The following is a 24,352-nucleotide window of genomic DNA, read 5'->3' on the forward strand; positions in this document are numbered from 1 at the left end:
CAGTCATTCCAATACCTGCCGTTCAAACCTATATTCTTTATAATATGACAAAGGCAGAAATCGAAAAGAAGAAATCGCTCGCACGCTCACTATTCCTCTCCGGAATGGAGCAAACGGAAATAGCGGAAAAGGTGGACGTGTCTCGTGTCACCATATCCAAATGGTGTACCTCCGAAGGGTGGAAAGAAGCAAGGGCGGCAAAGAACGTCACTCGCCCGGAACTGGTGAACAAGCTTCTGCTCACCATCGACACGCTTATCACACAAGTGAACTCGTCGGATGACCCCACATTGATAGCCGGGCTGGGCGACAAGCTGGCAAAACTGTCGGCGGTCATCGAGAAGCTCGACAAGAAGGCCAATGTGGTGGATGCCATCGAAGTGTTCATGGCATTTTCCAAATGGATCGAATACCGCTCGACGATCGACCCGGATGTGACCCCGGAATTGGTAAAGGCCATCAACAAGTACCAGGACCTGTACATAACCGAACAGATGGGCATAAAATAACAAGGGCATGGCAACAGCAGCGGAAAAGAAACAGGCATACGAACAGTGGAAAGAACACTGCAAAAGGGTACAGTCCATTACGGATACGGCGCTGCTCGCAGGCGAGACACCGGCACAAAGGGACAGGCGCATTCTGCGGCTGCAGGGTAACTATGCCGCATTCTGCGAATATTACTTTCCCCACTTCCTCACCTTGCGTGACAAGACTACCGGGGAAGCCATACGCACCATTCACAATGCACCGTTCCACAATGCGGCAGCGGCCAAAGTAAGGGGTACGCCCAACCTGAAGGCGGTATTCATGTGGCCGCGCGGTCATGCCAAGTCCACTCACATGGACATCTTCGTCCCATTATGGCTCATGTTCCAACCAAAGCGGCTCATCAATTTCATGGTGGTGGTCGGCAAAAGCGAAGACTCTGCCACACGTCTGCTGGGCGATATTCAGGCGGAACTGGAACACAACCAGCGCATCATTGCCGACTTCGGCAAGCAGCAGGGGAATGCCTCCTGGCAGGATGGGGAGTTCAAGGCTGCCAACGGGGTGAAATTCCTGGCTTGCGGACGCGGACAGTCTCCGCGTGGTCTGCGCGACCGGGAAGCACGCCCGGACTACATCGTCATCGATGACTTGGATGACGACGAACTGTGCCGCAATGAGAAACGGGTGCATGACATTACAGACTGGGTGAAAGAAGCCCTTTTTGGTGCACTGGATGTGGGCCGGGGACGCTTTATCATGGTCGGGAACCTCATTTCTAAAAACTCGGTGCTGGCCAATCTCACCAAGACAAAAGGGGTACATGTATCCGTCATCAAGGCAATAGACAAGAACGGAGAACCGGTATGGCGCGAAAAATGGACGAAAGAGGAGGCGCAGGAATACAGGGATTTCGTAGGCTACCGGGCATGGGAAAAGGAGATGATGCACAACCCCATCGTGGACGGCACTATCTTCCGGGCAGACTGGATTCGTTACAAGAAACTGCCCAGACTGTCCAAGTATGAAATGCTGGTCTGCTATACCGACCCCTCTTTCAAATCGACCACTTCAAACGACTACAAGGCTTGCCGCCTTTGGGGCAAGATTGGGAAGGAACTGCACCTTATAGACTGTTACGTCCGGCAGGATACCGTTTCCGGAATGGTACGGTGGCTTTACGACCTCTACGAGCGTACACGCGATACGGCAGCCGTCCAGTTCTTTATGGAAGCGAACTTCATGCAGGATGTCATTCTGGATGAGTTTGAGGCAGAAGGAAATCTGCGTGGATACCAACTGCCCATCATGCCGGACAAACGAAAGAAGCCGGACAAGCTCCAGCGCATCGAAGCGGTGTCACCATTATGGGAACGCGGTTTCGTATTCTACAATGAGAAGTTGAAAGAATCGCCGGATATGCAGACCGGAATCGAACAGACCTTGGCTCTGGAGCGTGGCAGCCGTATTCACGATGATGCACCGGATGCCGACGAGGGAGCCATCTGGATGCTGCAGCGCAATTCAAGACAGGAGAGTTTTCAACCGGTGTTCGGCAAAAGGCCGACCGCCAAAAATATATGGTAACATGATACAACTGATTAAAAGAATGATTTTTGCATGGCGCTATAAACGTGCCGTTGCCCGTGCTTGCAAGTATGCCAAGCTCTACGGAAGAAAATACTACGTCCTGTATATGGGCGGCAAACTGAAAGTTGTCCCCAAAAGGAATATCTGCGAACTGATTCACCGCCACCGTTTCCGCAAGGGAACCACTATCCGGGATATAGAAAAAATGGCATTATTCATCACTAAATAATAAGGTCATGTTCATTACAGAAGAAGATTACAAAGTTGTCATCGGCGACAACGCATTGAAGGTCATCTCCCAGGTAAGCCCGGAAAACCGTGCCGATGCGGAAACGGTGGCTTTGGAGGAAATATCCGGCTATCTGCGTTCGAAATACGACTGTACGGCCATTTTCGCTGCACAGGATGAACAGCGTAACAAGCTCATCGTAACGTACGCCTGCGACATCGCACTCTATCACATGAGCGCGTCAGTTCCGCAGAAAATGGGAAGCGAGGTGCGCAAGGAACGCTACGAGCGTGCAATAAAAATGCTCGAGGGGATACAGGCCGGAAAAATTGTCCCTGATTTGCCTTTGGCTGTCGGAGAAGATGGGCTTCCGTCCGGAAATTCATTTGTTTACAGCTGTCAGAAGCAGCTTCATCATAACTGGTAGGACTATGGATATTAAAGACTTTTTCAGCGGTATGTTTTCCAATAAACCGAAAAACGTACTGCAAACGCCATACGGCAATTTTAATCTGGCCAAAGGGAAAGACATCAAGCGGGTGCAGAAAATGGTCATCGACCTGCAACGCACCACTGATGCACTCACCCGGAAGGACATCAAGAACTGGCGCGATGCCTGGCAGTATGCCATCAATGTGGACAGTCCCAGCCGCCAGCGCCTGTACGACATCTACCGGGACACGGAAATAGACCTTCACCTCTCCGGGTGTGTGGAGCAGCGCAGAGGTTTTGTCATGGCACGTTCTTTCAAAATCGTGGATATGAAAGGGGATGAGAACGAGGAAGCGGTTCACTTCTTTGACCAGTCCTGGTTCAAGCAGCTCATGCGCTATGCACTTGATTCAATCTACTGGGGACATTCGCTCATCGAATTGGGCGACCTTTACACTGACGGCGACGGCTGCATCTGTTATTCGGATGTGAAGCTTATTCCGCGCAAGCATGTCATTCCTGAGTACGGACGTGTCATAACCGACCTCGGGCAGGACTGGACTACCGGTATAGATTACCGCCAGCCGCCTTTTTCCGACTGGCTCATTGAGGCTGGCAGACCTGACGACCTCGGGCTGTATCTCAAGGCAGCTTCACAGACTATACCCAAAAAGAATATGCTGGCTTTTTGGGACACTTTCGGGGAGATATTCGGAATGCCCATGCGTATAGCACGCACCACTTCGCGCGACCAGAAAGAGATTGACCGTCTCGACAAGATGCTGCGTGAAGCCGGAACCGCCCTCTCCATGGTGGCAGGAATGGAAACCGAAATCGAATTTGTGGAAAGCGGCAAGGGGGATGCGTTCAATGTCTATGACAAGCGAATCGACCGGGCCAACTCCGAACTGTCAAAGCTCATCATCGGGCAGACGATGACCATCGAGGACGGAAGCAGCCTCTCACAGTCCGAAACGCACCTTGAAGTGTTCCAGAACCTCGTGGAAAGCGACTGCGACATGCTGCGGGATATAGTGAACAACCAGCTCATTCCGCGCATGGTGCGCCACGGGTTTCCTGTTAAAGGGCTGCGCTTCGATTGGGACTACTCCATTGACTACACGCCCGAACAGCAGAAAGCTTACGAGGAAATGGTACTGCAGCACTACAAGGTAAAGCCTCAGTACTTTGAGGAAAAATACGGCATCCCGTGCGAGGAGAAGGAACCGAAGGAAGAGCCGGACCCGACAGAACTGAAAAAAAAGAAAGACGGCAAACCGGCTGAAACGCTGTCCCGTTTTTTCGACTGAGCCCCGATGATTATTCGGGGCTGCACCAGCGGTATGCCCACCTGTTGGGTAAACAGGAACTATGCCTCTCCATGGAGGACGAGGCAAGACTCATGCGCGACAAGCTCACGGAACGCTTTGACCGCATGATGAAGGTATTGTTCCGGCAGGAAGGGGCAAACCTTGAAATAGGTATCCTGGCATCCGAAGAAGCGCAGGATTTTATAGAAGCTCATTCTTCTGTCCTGAACGGTTCATTCCGGCAGGTGGAAATATCCGAGGCCATGCGCAAGCGGCTGGAGCGTTCCAACTATGTATTCTCCGGCCTGAAGACCTTCCATGAACTGAATGAGGCCTTTCCCTCCCTGTTGGATGAAAACGGCAATAGAAAGACGTTCGAACGCTTTTTGAATGATGTCCGGAAGATCGACGAAACATACAATTCAAACTATCTACGGGCTGAATTCAACTTTGTACAGGCTTCGGCTGAAATGGCAGCCAAATGGGAACGGTTCATGCAGGACGGCGACCGCTATTATCTACAGTACCGCACGGCCGGGGATGCAAAGGTACGTCCCACCCATGCAGAAATGGCCGGCATCACACTCCCGGCTTCAGACCCGTTCTGGGCAGAATTCTATCCTCCTAACGGATGGGGCTGCCGCTGTTCCGTGGTCCAGGTACGCAAATCCAAGTATCCGCCTACAGACCACGAAGAGGCCATGGCAAGGGGGGAATCAGCTTTGGAAGTTGACAAAAAGGGAATGTTCCGGTTCAATGCAGGCATGGAACAAAAGACGATGCCCGACTATAATCCATACACCATCAAGCGCTGTAAGGATTGCGATATGAACAACGGAAATATGAAACTGGTCTTCGTTCCGGAAAATGAATTGTGCGCCGCATGCAAACTGGTAAGAACATTGGCCAATGCAGATGCCAAACAGATAAAGAAGCAAGCCAAGCCATTGCAGGGAACAGTTATCACGAATAATGAATTCCCATTCCCGGTAAACATATCAAAACGCACGCTTCAAGAATGGACCAACCAGCCATACAAGTTCTACCATGAAAAGAACCTCATGCTTCTGGATATAAAGAATGTATTTGCCAAAGCCAAATACCTGGGAACAGCAGATAACCACAAAGGTATTCCACACCTCATACAATCGCACATTTTCGAGATAGAAGTAAGAGGTGAAAAAGCACTGATAATAGTTCGGGAATACGACTGGCACGAATACACGCTGCACAGTCTTTCAGAAGGAGGTGAATTATACAAACATATAAAAAAGAAAGAATAGCGAAAGACGCAAGCTCCGGGAACTACAATCCCGTTCTGAACATCTAACGCTATTCCTCACTGCAAATATACAAAACAATTTTTAAAAACAACCCGTTATGAACAAAATTATCGAATTTCTCAAACAAAGCAACCGCTACAAACACCTTATTGGCGGTTTGTTGGTAGGCATTTTGGCCTTCACCCCGTGGACAGCGCTCTATGCTGCAGCTGTCGCAGCCTCCTGTCTGGAACTGAAAGACAAACTGAAAGGCAGACTTTGGGACTGGATAGACTGGTCTCTTACCGTCATAGGCGGCATATTGTCGGCCCTATTTTGGTGGATAGTGTAATGCTTTAGCTCATTTTGCCTGTTAAATCAGTAACTTTGTACCCGGTGGAGCTTCCCGATAGTCCGTTTGGTCTATCGCGGGTACAACAATGCGAACGCGAATGGCGGTGTGTCGAATGCGAATGCGAATAACGATGCTTCGAATACGAATGCGAATATCGGCTCGCGTCTGGAAATCTAATTAATCGGCGTACAGCACCGGGGACGTGTCCCCGAAGCGGTGCCGAGGGAAGCAAGCCACAGCAACAGCACCCATTAGGGTGGAAAGCTGAAAAATCACGCGTCGGGTGGAGTTTGGTAGGCTCAAGTCAGCTCGAAGAAGTCAGACCCGGGGAAAGGAAGGCCCTTATCTTCCATGTTTATTAACCAATAGCTGAATTTGTATGCGCAGGGAAGGATATATTATCGAGGAAATCATCGAATACTCCAATATGTCGGAGGCATTCGATTCGGTACTTCGCGGAACCGGTCGTAAGAGGTCAAGGCAGGGACGGTTCCTGCTTGCCCATAGGGAGAAGATTATCGCCGAACTGACGGCTTCCATTGCGGACGGCTCATTCCGGCTGGGCGGCTACCATGAGAGGGAAATTGAAGAATACGGTAAAAAACGTATTTTGCAGATCCTGTCCATGAAAGACCGCATCGCTGTGTTTGCCATCATGAATGTGGTGGACCGCCACCTGCAAAAACGTTATATCCGGACAACCGGTGCAAGCATCAAAAGGCGCGGTACTCATGATCTGATGAACTGCATACGTACCGATTTGCAAAAAGACCCGGAAGGCACACTTTACGCATACAAGTTTGACATCCGTAGGTTTTACGACAATGCACGGCAGGACTTTGTTATGTGGTGCTTCCGGAGGGTGTTCAAGGACGAAAGGCTGTTGGTGCTACTAGAGCGGTTTGTTAAGCTGCTGCCGGAAGGTATAAGCTTCGGACTGCGCAGTTCACAAGGGGCAGGAAATCTGCTTCTGTCTGTATTTTTAGACCACTATCTGAAGGATAAGTACGGGGTTCGTTATTACTATCGCTATTGCGATGACGGACTGGTACTCGGTAAAACGAAAGCGGAATTGTGGAAGATTCGTGATGTTATTCACAGGCAAATGGGAAAAATAGACTTGGAAATAAAGCCGAATGAACGGGTATTCCCTGTAGAAGAAGGCATTGATTTCCTTGGCTATGTTATCCGTCCCGACTATGTAAGATTGCGGAAACGTATCAAGCAGAAGTTTGCCCGGAAGATGCACGAGGTAAAATCGAGAAAAAGACGGCGAGAACTGATTGCCAGTTTCTACGGCATGACGAAGCACGCCGACTGTAATAAGTTGTTTAAAAAATTAACAGGCAAAGAAATGAGAAGTTTTAAAGACTTGAATGTCGCTTACAAGCCGGAGGACGGCAAGAAGCGATTTCCCGGTGTGGTGGTAAGCATCCGGGAACTGGTAAACTTACCGATTGTAGTGAAGGACTTTGAGACCGGTATCAAGACCGAGCAGGGAGAAGACCGCTGTATTGTGGCCATCGAAGTGAACGGCGAAGCAAAGAAGTTCTTCACCAACAGCGAGGAAATGAAGAATATTCTCGCACAAGTAAAGGAAATGCCGGATGGTTTCCCGTTTGAAACGACCATCAAGACAGAGACATTCGGCAAAGGTAGAACCAAATACGTGTTTACATGAGAAGAGTTGAAGGAAGTGCCGGTGTGTCGCTGATGGAATGCACGAACCCGGTTAAAGACAAATGGCGCATCCGCTGGGATGTGCAGGAAAAAGAGAACGGCTCTGCCTCCTACATGGAAGAGGAGTTCGGACACAAGCCTACTGATGAGGAAATCCGCACATTGGTTATGTCATGGTATAACAGCCAGACTGATGCAGCTATCCTATCCGGATTCGCCTATAATGGTGCCCCTGTATGGCTTTCTACGGAGAACCAATACAACTATAAGGCAGCATACGATTTGGCCGTTCAGACGGGCGGAGAGACCCTTCCGGTTACATTCAAATTCGGTTCGGATGAACAGCCCGAATACCATACTTTTAGTCGGTTAGATGAGTTGAAAGACTTCTATACGAAAGCGGTAAGGTATATCCAGAAGATTCTGGCTGAAGGCTGGGAAAAGAAGGATAAGTTCAATTTGGAATTATACAGGATTGAATGATTGAGAATCCCTTCGGGGGAGGGATAAAAAAAGCCCCCGGCCTGTTAAAAATCATCTCACCTACTTTTAACTTAAACGCATCCAGTGCGCACGACCGGGGGCAATGCCCTCGCCGCGCACTGGATGCGTTTTTTAATCAAAAGTAAGTGAGATGTTGCAAATGTACAAAATTTAACTGGATATGAAAGTAATTGAGATACTAAAATTGAACAGGGAGCTTTTAAAAACATGCCATTACATGGGCATACGACCCGATGATGTGCAATATATAGAACTATATAATGAATATAACAAGTTGCAGATCAATGGGGAAAAAGTGTCTTATATCGTAGCAATGCTTTCCCTACGATATGGCATCAGTGAGCGAAAGGTGTATGACCTGATCAGGCGTTTTAAAACCGACTGCAATTTGTGTGCAGTGTAATCAGGACTTCCTCCCACTAAAGGCAAACTCCCCTACCCTACCTTTGTATCGCAATAAATAACATTCATATCATGAACAAGTATTATCAAATCTTAGGCAAGGTGCTTTCGTCCGGAAAGATGCAAAGCAATAAAAAAGGGAATATCCGCTACCTGCTGAATGAACAGCTGACGCTGCTCCCAGCCGACCTTCTTGATATATTCGAGGGGCATACCATAGCGCGGAAGAAGTTAAAAAACGAGCTACAACTGTTTATGAGAGGCGAGCGCAACGTGGAAAAATACAGGGAGGCCGGAATCAACTGGTGGGACTACTGCGGCTCTATCCTTGTGAACAGCTACCCAACCTATTTTGAAAAACTGCCGCCACTCATCGAACGCATAAACAGGGAAAAAAGGAACAGCAAAAACTATATATTGTTTCTCGGATCTACAGGAACAGAAAGCAACCAGGCTCCATGCCTTAGTCTTGTTCAGTTTCAGATAGAGCAAGGAGAACTGGTCATGACCGCCTATCAGCGAAGCAGCGATGCGAATTTAGGACTGCCGGCAGATATTTATCATTTGTATCTAATATCAAGACAGATTGAGTTGCCGCTAAAATCCATCACCCTGAATCTGGGGAACGTGCATATTTACGAAAACAACATCGACAAAACAGAACAGCTGCTTGCCGGCAATGAAAATGTAAAATTTGAATTGAACGTATGAGAAAGATGTATCTGTCAGCCCCTCTCCCATTTGTCGGGCAAAAGCGTATGTTCGCCAAGGAATTCATGAAAGTGCTGGAGCAATATCCGGATGGGACATTGTTTGTTGACCTGTTCGGTGGCTCCGGATTGTTGTCTCACATTACCAAATCCCTCAAGCCCCACTCTACTGTTATCTATAATGACTTTGATAACTACCGCTTCCGCATGAAGCACATTCCGCAAACGAATCAGCTGCTTGCTGACATTCGCGAAATGGTAGGGAATTCCGTACCACGTCATAAAATCATTAAAGGAGAACTGCGTGAACGAATATTCAGCCGCATCGAGCAGGAAGAGAATAGCACCGGATATGTGGATTTCATTACCCTCTCCTCCTCTATCTTGTTTTCCATGAAATACAAACTGTCTGTTCAGGATATGCGGAAGGAAGCTTTATACAACAATATACGCAAGACCGGCTACCCGGAATGTACGGACTATCTCGAAGGGCTGGAAATCGTATCTTGCGATTACAAGGAAGTATTCAACCGGTATAAAGATATTCCTGGAGTAGTATTTCTTGTTGATCCGCCCTATCTGTCCACTGACGTAGGAACCTATAACATGTACTGGAATATGGCAGACTATCTGGATGTGCTGAATGTACTGAAGGGGCATTCATACGTATATTTTACATCCAACAAATCTTCAATTCTGGAGCTGTGCGAATGGATAGGTAAAAATAGGGATTTAGGTAATCCTTTTGAAAACTGCACAAAGGTGGAATTCAATGCTCACATGAATTACAACTCTTCTTACACAGATATGATGCTTTACAAGAAAGAGGCTGCCTGATTGCGTTTACTTTGCCTGTATTGAACAAAAAAGCCGCAGACGGTAATTTGCACGTCCGCGGCTTTTTCTGTCTAATAAAGACGGCTATTGCAGCCGCTTGATGGCCACACACTGATATACCTCGATACTTTCCACAATATCCTCATGGTTGTGATTGGTATCACTCTCCACCAGATCCAGCTCCAAAAAGGTCTCGCCTCCCAATCCGGCAAGCTGTGCATGAATCAGTCCGGGCAGGTCAAACACCTTCAACGCATCTTCCTGCAGCTCGCTTCCATCAGCACTCGAACCTTCCCAGTCTGTCACGATGTGCAGCTTGATCAAAGGTTCTGCCCGGTATTCCACACCGGGAACAATCGCATTCCACTGTATAGGGCAGAATTCCACAAAAACAGCCGGACGCTCCCAGTTCTCTTCCTGCTCGATGAATTCCACGTTGTGATTCCACAGGTCTATGTGCTTTATAAGGTCAATGGCCTTCAGTTCGCTGCAAAGCAGCCGGTAAAGTTCTTTTCTCATCTTCTTATGATATTATATTCAATGGTAAAATACTCTGTTAGGTTCTCTTCTACAATCTCACGGACGGCTTTTTCCACTTCAGGCGATGTGCCGAGGAAACGGCGTCGGGGAATCCTGATGGTGCTTCCTTCTTTCTTTAAAGCCATGAACATCCAAAAATCGGCTTCTGTATCAAGCCGGGCATTTCGTTTGTCTTTTCGCAGTTTTCCGTCCTTCCTTCTCCCGAACGACCCGGTGGCCTCATAATACTTATGCCAGAAGAAACGCTTCATTCGCCCTGTCACCACTATTTCACCACCATCATTATGAATGGCCGCATAGGGAAGAGTAGTAAAGAAGGTAATGCTGTTTACCGTCGTCCGGCTCCCAATACTTTTCCGAAGCGCCCCGGTATCTGTCAGTATGGCTCTGCCTTCATCCCGGATGGGACTTTTCCGTCGCTGCCATTTCTCACTGAAAAAAGCCTGCCGCTCAAAGTTCTTGTCAAACTCATCGCTCATTTCCACCTGAATGTCTTTCAGTATCCGGGCCACTACTTTTTTTACATCTTCATTCATTCCCAGTCAAAGTTAAATTTCAATTGTACCGTATCGTCCGGCAAATCATTTTTAGGGTCTGCGGACGCTTTAAGCATATTGTAGAATGTACGCTCACTAATAGCATACACAGGATATATGTACCGCCGCCATATTTCACGGTTCGGTACACCGTGACTGGCATAATGGTCATATATCCTGTTTACTTCTACTACACGCTTCTGATAACTGACTCCGTGCCGCTTTCCCATATAGGTTTAATCGTTCATAGACGGTTTTACTTTAGGTTTATAGGGACGGATGTCAAGCGTCATTTTTGCGCTTACCGTTACCCGGCCACTTCCTTCACACTGTCTGCAGACTTCCCCAATGGTTTCGCTTCGCTTCTTTCCAAAGATCCGAGAGGGATATTCTACAACTTTCTTTACTTTACCTGTACCGTGGCAAGCACGGCACAGGGCTACTTTCGGAGATTTCTCCACTTCTTGTATCATAGTTCTATTATTTATGATTCTGTCATTCCCAGAGGGATAGGTTTCCACATTCCGTTTTCGTTCTTGATTTCAGCACGGATAAACTGTTTGCTCACTTCCGGCTGGTAGGCTTCCTCAATGATACGCACACCTTCAATGAAACGGTCATCTCCGGTTTCCATGGCCACTTTGCGAAGCTGCACGATGCGTGAAGCCTTCAGGGTTCCCTTGGCATCACGGGCCAACAGACGAAGTACCATGCTCACCAGTGCCTTGGTCTTTTCATCTTTGGCCAGACCTTCTATGTATTCCTTCACAATGGCTATACCGTCTTCCACCGTGTCACGGTAACCGTCGGTCACATACACACCCAGCGTGATTCGTTTGTCGCCTTCACTGTTAGTAAAGGTATGGCTGCGCTGGTCATCCTTCACCTTGGTCTTGAAAAGGTCTGCCTTCATTTCCAGAATGGTTTTGAAGTTGTCCATCACAGTCTGCTTGCTTGCCTTGATCTGCTCACTGATGCCCAGCAGTACCGGAATGGAGTTTGCTATCTCCTCATCCACCATCTGTTTGTACATTTCGCGGTCATTCTTGGCTTTTTCCTCTGCCGCTTTCTTTGCTTTTTCTCTCTGGAAGGCTTCAAATTCCGCCTTCTCCTCTGCCGTCATTACCACGGTCGTTTGTTTCATTTCTTCCATGATTCTTGTTTTTTGGGGTTATTGGTTTTCATAATCCTGCATTTCAGGTTCGTCTTCCATCAGCATAGCCTCTCCGTTGGCGTATGCCCAGTCAGCCAGTTCACTATAAAACTCGGCTGCATCTTGCTTCTCCATATCAGAGGCAAGCAGATTGATTTCCTTTTTCAGATTCTCTAAAATCTTTGTGTTTCTATTTTCCATATCCAATCAGTTTGCCGGAGCATCAGGGTCAATCTGAATGAGTGATACCACGCTCACGGGGTTAATCGTTTGCTTTTCTTTCTTGGGCTTCAAGCCGCCTTTCCGTTGTATGGACCGAAGCTTTACCGCCAGCTCCTCCAGTTCGTCCACCGTAATCTGTCTGAACGCCTTGCCGGATATTCGGGGATTACTGCAGAAGTCATTGATTCGTGCCCAGTCGGATGTATCTATGCCCAGTTTCTGCATCAGGTTCAGACAGAGACTCCGTTTCCGCCGCAGCTCCTCACGTAGTTTCTGCCGCCATTCGTCTTGTCCGCTCAGCTTCTCCAAGGCAGTACAACAAACTTCATACTCCTTGGCCGTCATTTCCTTCAGACTGTCTGTCCGGTTCCACGTGTACTGCAGCACGATTTGTTTTTTGAATTCCTCCCGATCGCCCTGATAAGGCAGTTTGTTGAACAATGCATAGAACCGGGCGAAATTGGTTACTTCCTGTGCCATATCATCCTTTCACTTTTTTCTCCACTGAAAGAATTGCCAAACTTATCATCATAAGTTTTACAGACTGGCTGTCCTCTTCAAGCAAATCAATATCCGCAACCACAGGCTCACCGCTCATGGTGTTCCATATTTGCTCTACCTCTTCCGTCTTCTTTTGATTCATCAAAAAGAGATACGCGTCATACTCGGAACGGTCAAATTCAAATACGACCTGAACTTTCTGTTTTTCTTCCATATATTCACTATTAAAAGGTTATTCAAACAATACTTTAATGCCACACGAACTGGCCACATCAAGCTCCAGCTTAGCTCCTTTACTCAATTCCCATCCTTGTAGCATATAGATAAAATTACAATCCAGTAACAAACGGATGTCCGCCCGCATGTGCTCTCTCCAGTGCGCTTCATCCGGCAGTCCGTTTTTGAATGGATTCACCGGAACGAACCCCATAGCACGCAATCTGTTTTCAGCATCGAGGAACGCACCTTTGCGCTCATCGATATTGTAGTGGGCTATTGCACCACTGATGTAAACTTTGTCTTTTTCCATATCACTTCTTTTTGATGTTGACTTTACAACTTGGATTCCATATCAGCACATTACGTGCAAACAAGACATCACCCGTTTCTATTACGACATGACCGGGCGTTTTCGCTCTTCTCACTTTCAGGTCACTTTGAATGTTTCGCTCCAGCCAGTCATCCAATACTGCCCGGCTGGAATTTCCGTCCAGCAGGATCTGGAACTCTTCCGTTCCGGTGTAGCTTTCAAAAGCCTTTTCGTTATTATCCATAATCACTTTGGTAAATTATTACTTGTTTGAATGATTCCGTCTTCCCATACCACATAATAGCTTCCCGGGTCTCCAATGGCGCGTCCTTGACAATAAGCTTTATAACCGACCACCCGAATCTTCATATCACAGATATATTTCAATCTTACTGCACCGCCACCCATCGGCTGGCTTTTCTTTTCCTGGCTAATCCAGATGAAACATTTCTTCGGAAAGGTTTCCATCAGTTCCACAGCCTGCGGATAATCCCATCCGGCCACCTGAAAGGAATCGATGATGATAAACTTCGGGCTTTTCGGTTTTTTCAGTCTGGCAATCACTTCCTCCAGACTGCCTTCTGTCACCACGCGAAATTTACCCTGCACCTCATTCATCTTCAGATAACCCATACGCCGTTGGAAGCTTTGGTTGATTTTCTCTTCGTAACTCATGTACAGCACCGTCCCATAGTTGCACAGTTCCTTTCCAAGTTGCATCACAAAGCTGCTCTTCCCGCTGGCACTGGCACCACTGATGAACCACGAAGCGTTCTCTGCCGGGAACCCGAAAGGTTTGCTCCATTTCTCATTCCACGGCAGAGTAACCCATTTCTTGGCGGCTATTTCCTTCGGACTGTACGCACGCTTCATATTTTTTTATATTTTTGCATCATGAATGATTCAATACACATAAGAGTTTCATTATTTAGCAATGTTCCAACGCGAACGGATGATGGGTTTCATCGTTTTGAAACCGTCTTTCTAAATCCGCTCCTACAAGCATGTGCTCCTCCTCCACTGTCAACTCACGAATGGGAAGTGACTCGACATCGATACATTCCATACAAGGTCTTTGGAGAGGGCGGGAGGGCTGAATGCTTTGGCGCTGATTTAATTCTGCGTCACACATGCAAATCAGCACATCAAGCCTTTCTCGTAGCGCAAGCAATTCGTTCAGTAACTGATTTGTTCCAGTCTTCACACGAGGGGATTTATTGTTTTTGTTGCATCTATTCATAATTCATTCATTTTAAGTTTTTCAATCTCAGTATAGACTCTTCTCAAACCACCGCGTGTCTTCCGTACAATCTGGGCTATATCAGCACCTGCTGGGGCATTTACCTTGGCCACAATACGTGCCTGGTTATTCAAGAACTGTTCGCGCTCCTTGCCATCATCTGGTGTCACCTTGCTGTACCGGTCACCATAACGGCTCAACATTTCGGTATAGCCCACCTTCTTACATTCTATGGAGCGGTTGATTTTCTCTTTCAATCCGTCTGCCCCCATCATGTACCAGGCGCAGCAGCGTTCAGTGGCATTCCATAGAGCCTTCAGTTCAAGGAAAGCTTCATACTGCAGGTCGCCTGCTTCATCGAGGATGATAAGCGGGGTTTCCATCGAACGGAGATAATATACCAGGTCTTCATACACGTCTGAATACTTTCCCTTGCTGTCCACACCAAACTCCGCGGCAATCTTGCGTACCAGCTTCAATTTGGTCTTTACCTGCGAGCAGTCGATATACACGGCATTCTTGTGGCTCTGCACATAATAACGTGCCGTGAAAGTCTTGCCGATATTGGGCATGTCGCACAGGATGCCCGACAGGCTGGACTGCTGTGAGAACTCCAGCTGGGCTGTTATATATTCAAAGGTCGGGGTCTTGGCTGCTTTCCATTCCATTTCACCACGGAGGTTCACCCCTAATTTGCGGGCAATGCTTATCCAGTTGGCATCGCTCAGGGCTTTGTCTGTCTGTCCGTTCTTGATTGTACTGTACACAGACGTACTGATGGCCAAAGAGGCAGCATGCTTGGCATCACTGGGATAGTTCGCACGGTTGGCGGCTATCGCTGCTAAAATCTTCTGTTTTTGCGCTTCTGTAATCATAATTCTAACGCTGTTTTAATGTTGTTCTAATTCTGTTCTTACATGTCACTGATGGCCCTCATTGCCTCGCTTATTCCGGAGTGCCATTCATAATCTGATTCCGGATCTGCCGACAATTCGGCTGGCAAATCATTGGATAGTTCCACCGGGGGAAGTTCCAGTTCCTCTTCCGGGTCATCCGTTGGCTGATCCGGTGTACCGGTTCCCACCTTGCCGATGGCGTGGTCATTGAGGTATTTGCTGAAATGGCTCAGAACTTTGTTTTGCTCTGTATAGGCTGCCCGGTCTTCTTCGGTCTGTTCTGCCATCACCCGGTTGTAAGTCACTACCGGACGAACCTTGTCAAGGTAGCGGTCGTTCTGGAACAGGAAGACATCCGTAGGCTTACCCTCTTCATCCGGCAGGTAGTAGGCCGTCACCCTGCGGTTGTTTGGTTCCAACTGCTCCAGCACTTCCGGACCGCTCAGCCACCAGTCTGCATTTGCCACACGTACTGTGGAATTTCTACGAATACTGGTATCTACCTTTTCCCCGATATATCTGCTCAAAGTCAATTTATCAAGCGGTCGAAGGGTCGGATTGATTTTGGCTACAAGCACATCCCAACGGGTCATTCCGGGATATTTCTTTTGGTTGGGGTGAAGCGTATTGTTCCATTCTTCACAATCGCGACGGTCATCCGCCACAAGCTCTTCAAACGTATAATACTTTCGGTCTTCCCAGGTGTGGTTACTGCTGTCGCTCACTTTCTTCTGGTCCACCCGCCGTGCACCTTTGTTATGCCAGCGGCCAATGGCTTCATGGTTCTTATGTGCTATGGTTGTCTTGAACGCACCGTTCAGAGCTTCAGCATATTTTTCCTGTGAGTTCTGCGGAGCACAGAAATGCACAAACTTGAATACCTCACCTGACTTCAGGAATCCTTCTTTATACTTGCTCATCAAGTGCTGCTCCACCTCAATACCGGCTGGAATACCCCATCCGTTGCGTTCGATGAGCCGGAACATATCACGGAAACAGTCCACTACCAAAGCATCATCCTTATCCCGTCCGTAGGCCAGCCCGATACGGCACTGGCTCACCGCATCATAGGCATAATAGGCATGCACATACTCGCCGCCTTTCATTCGGCGCGGCAAATCCACGTCATCCATCGTTATTTGTGACAAAGAGAACTCCCCGCCATGACGGTGCATGTGCGGCATTTGCTCGTGATAGAACTCCATACGTCCACGCAAGACTTTTTCTATCAGCAGCTGGCTTGCCGGGTTGTTCAGAATGTTCCGGATAGTGCTTTCGCTCAGTTCTTTCGGCTCCCCGTTCTTGTCCGTAAAGTCTTCCGGATTGAATATCTCTCCTGTTTCCAGATCCCAAACTTCCAGTTCTCCGCATACAAACGACAGATACATTTCATGCACATCGCTGCCGTATGGTTGGTTGGGAAGTACTTTCAAACTCATCACCAGGCGTTCGTCCATGTGAGTCACCTTCCGTTTGTTCTGGTTGCCGAACTTACCGGTTATCAGACATTCGTAACCGTACTGCTTGTATTCGTTCACTTTCTTTCGGAAGCGCAGGGTACTGGCAGGAAGGTCATGACCAAAGTCTTCGCGCAGGGTCTCGATGGTGGTGGCCATCATGTCCCAGTTGTATTTTTCACCCATCAGTTTGCGGTAGTCATTGCTTCTGTTATAAAGCTTGATACAAGTATTCAACACGGAAGCATTCACCGCATATTTCCGGGCAAGTTCGTCTGTAGCTCTTTTGCTGGAAGAATGGGCAGACCATTCCAAAAAATAGGCTACTGCAGCCTGATCCAGCACATAGTTTGATAGTATCCAGTGGCGAAGTGCCTGCTCTGTTCCACCGGGGTTGTCTTCCTTCACCCGTTCCAGACACTCGGTAGGCAGGCTATTGAGGGCGACCAACGCGCAATTTCCAGCAGCACCTCCACCACGGCGCACCACCTTGATACGGCCACGGTTCACCCAGTTCCTATAACAGGATTCGGTGATATAGCCGCCATCTATGAGCTCACGTGCAGAAATACACTGTATGTTACCGTAATACACCAACATAGCCGCCTCCTATCTCAATGCCGATGCAAACGCTTGGATTTGGTTAATATCGGCAACCATCACATGCTCGTAAGTCTTCACCGTTTCTCCCTTGAATATTACCTGACCGCTACCATCATTACGGTCAAGCTCTATCAAGGCACCGTTCGGACAGTACTGACGCATCACATTGTCATAATCATGGAAAGTTTCTATTTCCGGAATAACAACCATCACAATACCGCCACGATCCATGGCCAACTTACGGATCTTTGCAGAAAGTTCGGAGTTGCCACGACGGTCATCAAACCGGATAGCGTTATAAACAGTCTTCTCTGTCACGTTGAGTGCCTTTGCGATAAAGTCGCGGTCGGCTTTCGTAATGTGAATGTACCTCTTGTTCATATCTCACTTGTTTTAATGATTAATATTGGGGGGGAGTCCGGGGAATCGAACCCCGGCACAAGAACCATGCACTCCCGTGTGTCTTTCCACACCGTCACCCGTCTCTTAACGCCTTCCGGGTTGTCACGCTGGGTTTACTGTTGTCCCTCAACCTTTTCACCTTTTTCAATAATCCCAAGAAGTATAGTGAATTTCTCACGTATCTTCTGGTTCACTTCCAGTTCCAACGTATGCGCCAAATTTGAAGCCGCACTGGTGCTGTTCTTGCGGATGCTTCCGGTAAGAAGACTATCAGTCAGACTGTTTATCTTGCTTTCCATGTATAACTTTACATCATCATGGCTACCGGCAGATAAAACCACCTTCAAGGCACGGTAACAGGAAAGTTCACGTTGCGTCTTGTACATATCCTCGGCATACCAGCAGAAGAAATGTTCAAAATCCTCATTCATGTCTTTGGTGTACTTGTCAGCCTGTCTTACCAGATCATCTATATGAGTCTTTACAGAACTGAATACAAAATCCCAGCAACTCATTTTCTTGTTTTCCATAATCTCACTTATTTAAATTCGTTTATAATCGGTTTCAAACTCACACCGTAACAACTCATCAGGCGGCGGATAAGGTTCTTCACATAAAAATCAGGTGCGGAAAACACAATCCCGGTCTCTTCGGTATATCTGAAGCTGATACCGTCCATCATCAACACGTAAGCCACCTTGTGCTTCACGCTCTGTGTCTGCCATTCTTTTATTTCTTCGTTCATTTTCTTTAATCCTTAAAATTCGCTAATCACATGCCTTTTTCGTATATTTGGCGCGGTGTTCCTTTTTGAACACGCTGCAAATATATAGAATATTTTCGACACCAAAAAGTTTTATGTAGATAATTTACGACTTATGACGAATATTTCCAACAGGATTGCAATCCTAATTAAAGAAAAAGGTATCAGTACAAGGGCACTTGAACAAGCTATTGGGTGCTCGAATGGAGTAATTTCAAGATGCATTAGCAAAGGAACAGATATATCAAGTTTATGGGTGTCGAAAATTATCGAAATACATAATGATATAAACCCTACCTGGTTACTTACTGGGAAAGGTGATATTTACTATAATACATCATCTACAACAACACAAACAACCGAACTCTCCTCTCTCCTTGCCTTAATTAGAGAAAAAGAAGAAATCATCAGGGAACAAGATAGAGAAATCGGACGCTTAGAGGAACGAATCCGGCAAATGACAATCGAAAAGGAAAAACATGTATCGGATGCGCCCATTTCCGGTACTGCAAATGTCGGGTAGGCGGATTTACTATTACCATACACCGGTGATGGAAAACGAAGCGTACCCCCTATCATCCCCCATGATGTCCCCCTCCCAAGCAATCCCCCTCCCCTACCATTATATAAGGGCATAAAGGCACTGATATTGGGGAATTTAAAAAGTAAAACGTGAAAAATGATAGGTTTTTAGGGGGGGGGCTATCAAATAAAAAACAAGGGTATTTTTAAAATTGTGGTATTTTAGCATGTCTGTATCGCACACCGCCAAAACCCTATTTTGAATATCCAGTTCTATAAAAGTGAATATCCACTTTGAATATCCACCTGAATATCCAGCGTCAAAAAAGACCGATTTCAAGCACAAAAAAGGGGAGGTATAACCACCTCCCCACACCGGATCATTCTAAAGCCGTTTTTATTGCCTTTTTAGCCGCTTATTATTCGTCTGATACATTTCTACTACGCCCGCAAGAAATGAGCGTAGATTGCTTTATTATAGCCTTTTTGGTGCATACAGTCCCGTTACCAGATAATCCTGCATGAAGCAGATAATTCTTCGTTGCGCCCACCTGTTCAGCTGTAAAAACGGTATAAACCGCCGAAATGCTGCTGAAATACCAATCTTTCCGCTTTGTTCCTTCTATTCCGTGCGTCAAATGCACATGTATTACCTTTCCCATAACTAATAATATTTTGTCGCAAATATACCAAATAACTATTATATGGAATAATTTAAGCAGAATTATATCAAATAATCGGGCACAAAAAAAGCAGCCGCAGCTGCCATGCACTCCCCCACCCTAATCAATCATGTAAGCCCTATGTAAACCCAATTAAACTTATCTGCAAATCTGTATACCCGAAAAGCATCTAAATGTAGCTGCAAATTAAACCCACGTAAACGTTTCGTTTTGCAGAGCCATCCATCCATATTCCGCACAACCATTTGTATATCAATAGGTTTAATATCTTTTTCATTCAATCCTCAATATACGTTTCGTTCTGTGCCCCATACAACACTGATATATCCGCACAATAGTAATAATTAAAAAATGAAATGAAAATGAAAACCAAGCAGAAAATAGCTGTCCCTATATTGGCAGACAGAGAAGTATTTGACTACCTCAAGGAGAAAGTCGGTGAACGAAAAACAAAGACAGAAGCCTTCTGTGATTTATTGGATAAATCTTTGGCAGGTTTTGTTTCCCCTTTTTTAAGGAACAAAGGCTACGAACTTCAACCCAACCAGTGCCACGTGACTGTTTCTGACCTTTCATCGGAATGGCATTGGCATAGGGCTACTGTCCGTTCTTTTTTGGATGTAATGGAAGAGTTCGGCTTGTTGAATCGCATCCGGCTTTCCAAAAGCGTCATCATTACCATGACTGTGCAAACCAGCCAATCCACGGAGTCTTGCAATGGACAGAAGAAGTTGAACCTTGCAGAACAGCTACGTGAGGCATTGTCCGATTGGATAATCGGCAAAGTGTCCCTTGACGAGATCGGAATCAAGTGTGAGCAACTTGTTCGTCGGGCAATGGATGAAGCTGGCATATGCGATAGCTGCCCATCTCCGGACAGTATCATTCGCATCAATCCGGCAGCGGATGATGATGAACGAGCTGTCAAGATTCGTATGGTAGCTTTGGAGTGCATTACATTTGCCGCTATACAACGGGCACTGCGTAAGTCGAGATTCGATGACAGTGCAGAGTTTATGGACTACTTCCGATTGGAATTGTATGGGGACTGGACAGGACTTATTGCAACTTCGAAAGGTATTGCCGGGCTTATTCTTGATGTAGATAGGGATGAAAATTCCGATTATGATGAAGATGACAGGGAGTTCCTTAAAACGCTTTTTAAGCCTTTTCTGGCATTTGCGGCAAAGGCACAGGAGGCAACGTATCAGATTGGAGGTTGAAAACAGAATGTATAACCGCAACAATCCACTTTTGTATCCAGTGAAGCCCCCCTGCCAGTTATAGAAGGCATCCGGGCTTGCCCGCCTGCCACGAACAAAGGGAAGGGGGAGCCTAATACCCCACCTGCCTGACGTTGGTGGGAAGGGTGTCCGAACAAGCAGCAAGCTGGGACACGGTAGATTGTCCGAAACAATATGAAAAACGTATGGCAAATCAAAAACAGGTACTCGACGTGCAGGTGTCGAAAGGGATTACCACCGCCCAAAGTAATGAACATCTGCGTGACCGTAGTGAAAAGGCAGAGAAGTACGCTATGAGTAAGGGAAATTATGATCCTACGCGTAAACGGCTGAACTTCGAGATTGCGCCCGGAGGTAAAATACATCCCATCGACACAAGCCGTAGCATTCCCAAACGGATGGCGGACATATTAAGTCACCGTGGAATCAAAGATCCTAATGAGGGGCTGCTCGAACCAAAATACCGCACGGTGGTAAATATCATCTTCGGCGGTTCACGGCAGCGAATGCAGGAACTTGCTTTCGGTACGCAACAGGTGGACTTTGAAAAAGGTGCGGACAATACCCGCATCGAACGGAAGCGTGACATTGAACGCTGGGCCAAGGATGTTTATTCATTCGTTTGTGGCAGATATGGTGAGCAGAACATCGCTGCATTCATTGTACATCTGGATGAATTGAACCCGCATATCCACTGTACGCTTCTGCCAATCAAGGATAGTCGCTTTGCGTACAAGGAAATCTTCGCCGGTAAGGATAAGTTTGAATATAGTGCAAGAATGAAACAACTTCATACGGACTTTTTCGCAGAAGTCAATACAAAGTGGGGAATGTCAAGAGGAACAAGCATATCCGAAACGGGTGCACGGCACAGAACGACTGAGGAATACCGCCGAATGTTGTCTGAAGAGTGTACAACAATCGAGGATAATATCAAACTCCATCAACAGGTATTGGGTGAACTTCAATCAGACATCCGGTTGGCAGAACGCAGAGTCAAAGGGCTTACGACAATGGTTAGCAATCTTGAAAAGCAGAAAACTGAAAAAGAAACCTTGTTATCGGCAGCCGAGTACAATTTAAAAGAAAACAAAGGCAATGCGGCAGAATTGGCAATCCAAATACAAATGTTGGAAAAAGAGCTGCAAGGAATCATCAGACAACTGGCAGACAAGCAGGAAAAGTTGCAGACGGCTGACCGGCAACTCATCGAACTGAAAAAGGATATGGGAGCCATTGAAGAACGTACCGAAGAACTCAAAGAGGAGGCCTATCAATATTCCCGTGATGTACATTCCAAAGTGGATAGCTTGTTTAAAGACGTCCTACTGGAGAGTGTAATCAGCGAGTATCGTAACGCATCGGCACAAATGAATGTTTCAGAACGGCAGCTCTTTGACGGTTCACTGGTACAGTCTATCGCCGAGCGGGGTACGGAAATCATGCACTGTGCGACAATGCTATTTCTCGGAATGGTAGATGATGCCACTACATTTGCCGAATCACATGGTGGTGGAGGCGGAGGGAGTGACCTCAAATGGGGACGTGACGAGGACGAGGACAATCGAGCATGGGCACTTCGCTGTATGAGGATGGCGAGCCGCATGATGCGCTCGACTATCGGCAAGAAATCTAAACGGTAAATGGCATACGCCTTACACCAGATTAAAAGTATAACTAATGAAATCATTGGAATATGACGAAACAAATTATTTTCATCTTCGCTTTGCTCTGCACGTTGCAGGCACAAGCAAGTGTACAACCCGTACAGAAGGACACTGTACGACACACTATTCATTATGAAGTAGCGGAATTGCTTCAACCGATGCAGCCCGTCTATCTCAACGGGGTGCTACTTCCGGCATCTCGAACCGGCAACTGGTTTGTTAGCATATCCGGAGGTGCGACAGTTTTTCTTGGTACACCTCTCGGTTGTGAAGACCTTTTTGGACGAGTGAAACCTTCGTACAGCCTCGCCGTCGGCAAATGGTTTACTCCTTTGGTCGGCGCAAGGGTAAATTATAGTGGCTTGCAGTTTAAGGATGCACAATTATCTACGCAGGACTACCATTATATCCATGCAGATCTCCTGTGGAATCTCCTTGGACGCAGATATGCCCGACAGGAACAGGTACGTTGGAGGCTTGCACCCTTTATGGGTGTCGGTCTGCTACATAACGCCACCAACGGGAACAATCCCTTTGCGCTTTCTTACGGCATACTAACACAATACCGTATTTCCAAACGGGTTAGTGCTATGCTGGAACTCTCTAACACAACTACATTCCAGGATTTCGACGGATATGGCTATCCAAACCGTCTGGGCGATCACATGCTTTCGCTGACTGCCGGATTCACCTTTCATCTCGGTAAGGTCGGCTGGAAGCGCGCGGTGGATACGGCACCATACATCCATCGGAACGAACTGCTTGTCGATTATGGCAACTTCCTTTCGGAGGAGAACAGTCGTTATGTGGGACGTCACAATCAAGATAAGCGAACACTCGTGGAATTAAAGAAAATTCTGGAAATCGAAGGACTACTCGATACATATAGCCATATCTTTGACAACGACGATATAACCGGATGCAGATATCCTATAAATAATTATAGCGGTTTGAACTCGCTTCGTGCAAGATTGAAGCATAGCTATTGGGACGGGTCGTCACCTCTTGACACGACTATTCTTCAGACAGAGAATGGAAAGCCATCATATAATTACACGGCTTCCCGAAATGTGCAGTCCGCCCATCAGGACACCCTCGCTATGGATTCCACGGTTCTTTCATACGCTGATGGAGAGTGCATCGGTACACCCATCTATTTCTTTTTTGCTCTCAATACGACACATCTGACGGATACCTCACAGAGGCTTAATCTTGACGAACTGGCTCGTGTAGCTAAGAAATACAGTTTATCCGTGAGGGTAACTGGTGCTGCTGACAGTTCTACAGGAACATCAAGTATCAATGATTCTTTGAGTATATCGAGAGCAGGTTTTATTACCGCAGAACTGGAACAACGTGGAATACCAGCCAAGCGGATTATCAGAGTTAGCAAAGGTGGAATTGCCGACTATACGCCCGTGGAAGCCAACAGACATACGAAAGTGGAGTTGTTTTTTCCAAAAGCGAAATAGAAATTTCGCATAATTGATGTTTAACTTTGTCATAATCAATGAAGCCTCTCCGCTGTGAAGCGAAGAGGCTTTTTCGATATGGTACACGTGAAGTTCGCCATTTTCCTACTGTCAGAACCAGA

34 protein-coding genes are annotated in these 24,352 nt (G+C 46.9%); 16 read left to right on the forward strand and 18 right to left on the reverse strand.

Translation table 11 applies throughout. The features are described 5' to 3' along the window. Positions 1 to 44 precede the first annotated feature (44 nt). The 12 genes from AB5062_RS09190 (at position 45) to AB5062_RS09245 (ending at position 9,800) form a co-directional block, all read left to right on the forward strand. Positions 45 to 509 carry a terminase gene (locus AB5062_RS09190; protein ID WP_008675577.1) on the forward strand — a complete coding sequence of 155 codons (465 nt, stop codon included), beginning with the start codon at positions 45 to 47 and terminating at the stop codon, positions 507 to 509. Between the two features lie 7 nt (positions 510 to 516). Next, positions 517 to 2,076: a hypothetical protein gene (locus AB5062_RS09195; protein ID WP_008675575.1), complete on the forward strand. Its 1,560-nt coding sequence runs from the start codon at positions 517 to 519 to the stop codon at positions 2,074 to 2,076. Between the two features lies 1 nt (position 2,077). Next, on the forward strand, positions 2,078 to 2,308 hold the full coding sequence (locus tag AB5062_RS09200; protein WP_005798272.1) for a hypothetical protein: 231 nt from the start codon (positions 2,078 to 2,080) through the stop codon (positions 2,306 to 2,308). Between the two features lie 7 nt (positions 2,309 to 2,315). Then, positions 2,316 to 2,735, forward strand: coding sequence for a phage protein Gp36 family protein (locus tag AB5062_RS09205; RefSeq protein WP_368326861.1), 420 nt, complete (start codon positions 2,316 to 2,318; stop codon positions 2,733 to 2,735). A 4-nt stretch (positions 2,736 to 2,739) separates the two neighbouring features. Then, the gene (locus AB5062_RS09210) at positions 2,740 to 4,050 is read left to right on the forward strand and encodes a DUF935 family protein (RefSeq protein WP_195642083.1); all 1,311 of its coding nucleotides are present in this window, start codon (positions 2,740 to 2,742) and stop codon (positions 4,048 to 4,050) included. Positions 4,051 to 4,121: 71 nt separating this feature from the next. Continuing rightward, positions 4,122 to 5,333: a phage minor head protein gene (locus AB5062_RS09215; RefSeq protein WP_195642082.1), complete on the forward strand. Its 1,212-nt coding sequence runs from the start codon at positions 4,122 to 4,124 to the stop codon at positions 5,331 to 5,333. A 97-nt stretch (positions 5,334 to 5,430) separates the two neighbouring features. After that, positions 5,431 to 5,664 (forward strand): hypothetical protein, encoded by a 234-nt coding sequence (locus tag AB5062_RS09220; protein WP_195642081.1) that lies wholly within the window; start codon positions 5,431 to 5,433, stop codon positions 5,662 to 5,664. A 382-nt stretch (positions 5,665 to 6,046) separates the two neighbouring features. Further along, entirely contained in the window at positions 6,047 to 7,348 is a 1,302-nt protein-coding gene (locus tag AB5062_RS09225) for a reverse transcriptase domain-containing protein (protein WP_008620877.1), read from the forward strand. Next, positions 7,345 to 7,830, forward strand: coding sequence for a hypothetical protein (locus tag AB5062_RS09230; RefSeq protein WP_195642080.1), 486 nt, complete (start codon positions 7,345 to 7,347; stop codon positions 7,828 to 7,830). The genes AB5062_RS09225 and AB5062_RS09230 overlap by 4 nt, the downstream gene beginning before the upstream one ends. 181 nt (positions 7,831 to 8,011) lie before the next feature. After that, entirely contained in the window at positions 8,012 to 8,254 is a 243-nt protein-coding gene (locus AB5062_RS09235) for a hypothetical protein (RefSeq protein ID WP_195642079.1), read from the forward strand. 71 nt (positions 8,255 to 8,325) lie between these two features. After that, complete coding sequence (locus AB5062_RS09240; protein ID WP_195642078.1) at positions 8,326 to 8,964, forward strand: thymidylate synthase; 639 nt, start codon at positions 8,326 to 8,328, stop codon at positions 8,962 to 8,964. Beyond that, positions 8,961 to 9,800, forward strand: coding sequence for a DNA adenine methylase (locus AB5062_RS09245; RefSeq protein ID WP_195642077.1), 840 nt, complete (start codon positions 8,961 to 8,963; stop codon positions 9,798 to 9,800). Before AB5062_RS09240 ends, AB5062_RS09245 begins: the two co-directional genes overlap by 4 nt. Before the next feature lie 84 nt (positions 9,801 to 9,884). Here the strand turns inward: AB5062_RS09245 and AB5062_RS09250 are convergent, their stop codons facing one another. From AB5062_RS09250 to AB5062_RS09330, 17 genes are all read right to left on the reverse strand, one after another. Next, a complete protein-coding gene (locus tag AB5062_RS09250; protein WP_195642076.1) occupies positions 9,885 to 10,319 on the reverse strand; it encodes a hypothetical protein in 435 nt (144 codons plus the stop codon). Beyond that, on the reverse strand, positions 10,316 to 10,876 hold the full coding sequence (locus AB5062_RS09255; protein WP_195642075.1) for a phage virion morphogenesis protein: 561 nt from the start codon (positions 10,874 to 10,876) through the stop codon (positions 10,316 to 10,318). The genes AB5062_RS09250 and AB5062_RS09255 overlap by 4 nt, the downstream gene beginning before the upstream one ends. Continuing rightward, entirely contained in the window at positions 10,873 to 11,106 is a 234-nt protein-coding gene (locus tag AB5062_RS09260) for a hypothetical protein (RefSeq protein WP_005798295.1), read from the reverse strand. Before AB5062_RS09260 ends, AB5062_RS09255 begins: the two co-directional genes overlap by 4 nt. Before the next feature lie 6 nt (positions 11,107 to 11,112). Beyond that, on the reverse strand, positions 11,113 to 11,349 hold the full coding sequence (locus tag AB5062_RS09265; RefSeq protein WP_368326860.1) for a molecular chaperone DnaJ: 237 nt from the start codon (positions 11,347 to 11,349) through the stop codon (positions 11,113 to 11,115). An 11-nt stretch (positions 11,350 to 11,360) separates the two neighbouring features. Beyond that, the gene (locus AB5062_RS09270; RefSeq protein ID WP_005798301.1) at positions 11,361 to 12,029 is read right to left on the reverse strand and encodes a DUF3164 family protein; all 669 of its coding nucleotides are present in this window, start codon (positions 12,027 to 12,029) and stop codon (positions 11,361 to 11,363) included. A gap of 18 nt (positions 12,030 to 12,047) precedes the next feature. Continuing rightward, on the reverse strand, positions 12,048 to 12,230 hold the full coding sequence (locus AB5062_RS09275) for a hypothetical protein (RefSeq protein WP_005798303.1): 183 nt from the start codon (positions 12,228 to 12,230) through the stop codon (positions 12,048 to 12,050). Positions 12,231 to 12,236: 6 nt separating this feature from the next. Continuing rightward, positions 12,237 to 12,731: a hypothetical protein gene (locus AB5062_RS09280; protein WP_195642073.1), complete on the reverse strand. Its 495-nt coding sequence runs from the start codon at positions 12,729 to 12,731 to the stop codon at positions 12,237 to 12,239. Between the two features lies 1 nt (position 12,732). Further along, complete coding sequence (locus AB5062_RS09285) at positions 12,733 to 12,966, reverse strand: hypothetical protein (protein ID WP_117907743.1); 234 nt, start codon at positions 12,964 to 12,966, stop codon at positions 12,733 to 12,735. An 18-nt stretch (positions 12,967 to 12,984) separates the two neighbouring features. After that, on the reverse strand, positions 12,985 to 13,281 hold the full coding sequence (locus AB5062_RS09290) for a DUF4406 domain-containing protein (RefSeq protein ID WP_195642072.1): 297 nt from the start codon (positions 13,279 to 13,281) through the stop codon (positions 12,985 to 12,987). A 1-nt stretch (position 13,282) separates the two neighbouring features. Then, a complete protein-coding gene (locus AB5062_RS09295; protein WP_195642071.1) occupies positions 13,283 to 13,525 on the reverse strand; it encodes an RNA polymerase subunit sigma in 243 nt (80 codons plus the stop codon). A 2-nt stretch (positions 13,526 to 13,527) separates the two neighbouring features. Beyond that, positions 13,528 to 14,154: an AAA family ATPase gene (locus tag AB5062_RS09300; RefSeq protein WP_134770746.1), complete on the reverse strand. Its 627-nt coding sequence runs from the start codon at positions 14,152 to 14,154 to the stop codon at positions 13,528 to 13,530. 55 nt (positions 14,155 to 14,209) lie between these two features. Beyond that, the gene (locus tag AB5062_RS09305; protein ID WP_195642070.1) at positions 14,210 to 14,347 is read right to left on the reverse strand and encodes a hypothetical protein; all 138 of its coding nucleotides are present in this window, start codon (positions 14,345 to 14,347) and stop codon (positions 14,210 to 14,212) included. Positions 14,348 to 14,517: 170 nt separating this feature from the next. Further along, positions 14,518 to 15,396 (reverse strand): AAA family ATPase, encoded by an 879-nt coding sequence (locus tag AB5062_RS09310; RefSeq protein ID WP_195642069.1) that lies wholly within the window; start codon positions 15,394 to 15,396, stop codon positions 14,518 to 14,520. Between the two features lie 38 nt (positions 15,397 to 15,434). Then, the gene (locus AB5062_RS09315) at positions 15,435 to 17,474 is read right to left on the reverse strand and encodes a hypothetical protein (RefSeq protein WP_195642068.1); all 2,040 of its coding nucleotides are present in this window, start codon (positions 17,472 to 17,474) and stop codon (positions 15,435 to 15,437) included. A 9-nt stretch (positions 17,475 to 17,483) separates the two neighbouring features. Beyond that, positions 17,484 to 17,858 (reverse strand): hypothetical protein, encoded by a 375-nt coding sequence (locus AB5062_RS09320; protein WP_005798318.1) that lies wholly within the window; start codon positions 17,856 to 17,858, stop codon positions 17,484 to 17,486. A 134-nt stretch (positions 17,859 to 17,992) separates the two neighbouring features. Beyond that, complete coding sequence (locus AB5062_RS09325) at positions 17,993 to 18,409, reverse strand: hypothetical protein (RefSeq protein ID WP_008620889.1); 417 nt, start codon at positions 18,407 to 18,409, stop codon at positions 17,993 to 17,995. An 8-nt stretch (positions 18,410 to 18,417) separates the two neighbouring features. After that, complete coding sequence (locus AB5062_RS09330) at positions 18,418 to 18,624, reverse strand: hypothetical protein (RefSeq protein ID WP_008620891.1); 207 nt, start codon at positions 18,622 to 18,624, stop codon at positions 18,418 to 18,420. 133 nt (positions 18,625 to 18,757) lie between these two features. Between AB5062_RS09330 and AB5062_RS09335 the strand changes: the two genes are divergently transcribed. Next, positions 18,758 to 19,165, forward strand: a complete 408-nt coding sequence (locus AB5062_RS09335; RefSeq protein ID WP_195642067.1) for a hypothetical protein — start codon at positions 18,758 to 18,760, stop codon at positions 19,163 to 19,165. A gap of 418 nt (positions 19,166 to 19,583) precedes the next feature. On the opposite strand, the gene AB5062_RS09340 is transcribed toward AB5062_RS09335, so the two are convergent. Then, complete coding sequence (locus tag AB5062_RS09340; RefSeq protein ID WP_195642066.1) at positions 19,584 to 19,826, reverse strand: hypothetical protein; 243 nt, start codon at positions 19,824 to 19,826, stop codon at positions 19,584 to 19,586. Between the two features lie 383 nt (positions 19,827 to 20,209). Between AB5062_RS09340 and AB5062_RS09345 the strand changes: the two genes are divergently transcribed. The 3 genes from AB5062_RS09345 (at position 20,210) to AB5062_RS09355 (ending at position 24,230) form a co-directional block, all read left to right on the forward strand. After that, entirely contained in the window at positions 20,210 to 21,070 is an 861-nt protein-coding gene (locus AB5062_RS09345) for a hypothetical protein (RefSeq protein ID WP_032556764.1), read from the forward strand. A 206-nt stretch (positions 21,071 to 21,276) separates the two neighbouring features. Next, complete coding sequence (gene mobV, locus AB5062_RS09350) at positions 21,277 to 22,734, forward strand: MobV family relaxase (protein ID WP_004323434.1); 1,458 nt, start codon at positions 21,277 to 21,279, stop codon at positions 22,732 to 22,734. Positions 22,735 to 22,787: 53 nt separating this feature from the next. Continuing rightward, the gene (locus AB5062_RS09355; protein WP_009040985.1) at positions 22,788 to 24,230 is read left to right on the forward strand and encodes an OmpA family protein; all 1,443 of its coding nucleotides are present in this window, start codon (positions 22,788 to 22,790) and stop codon (positions 24,228 to 24,230) included. The last annotated feature ends 122 nt before the right edge of the window (positions 24,231 to 24,352 follow it).

The organism is Phocaeicola sp. RTP21359st1_B8_RTP21360_211022 (assembly GCF_040911965.1).
Lineage (GTDB): Bacteria > Bacteroidota > Bacteroidia > Bacteroidales > Bacteroidaceae > Phocaeicola > Phocaeicola vulgatus.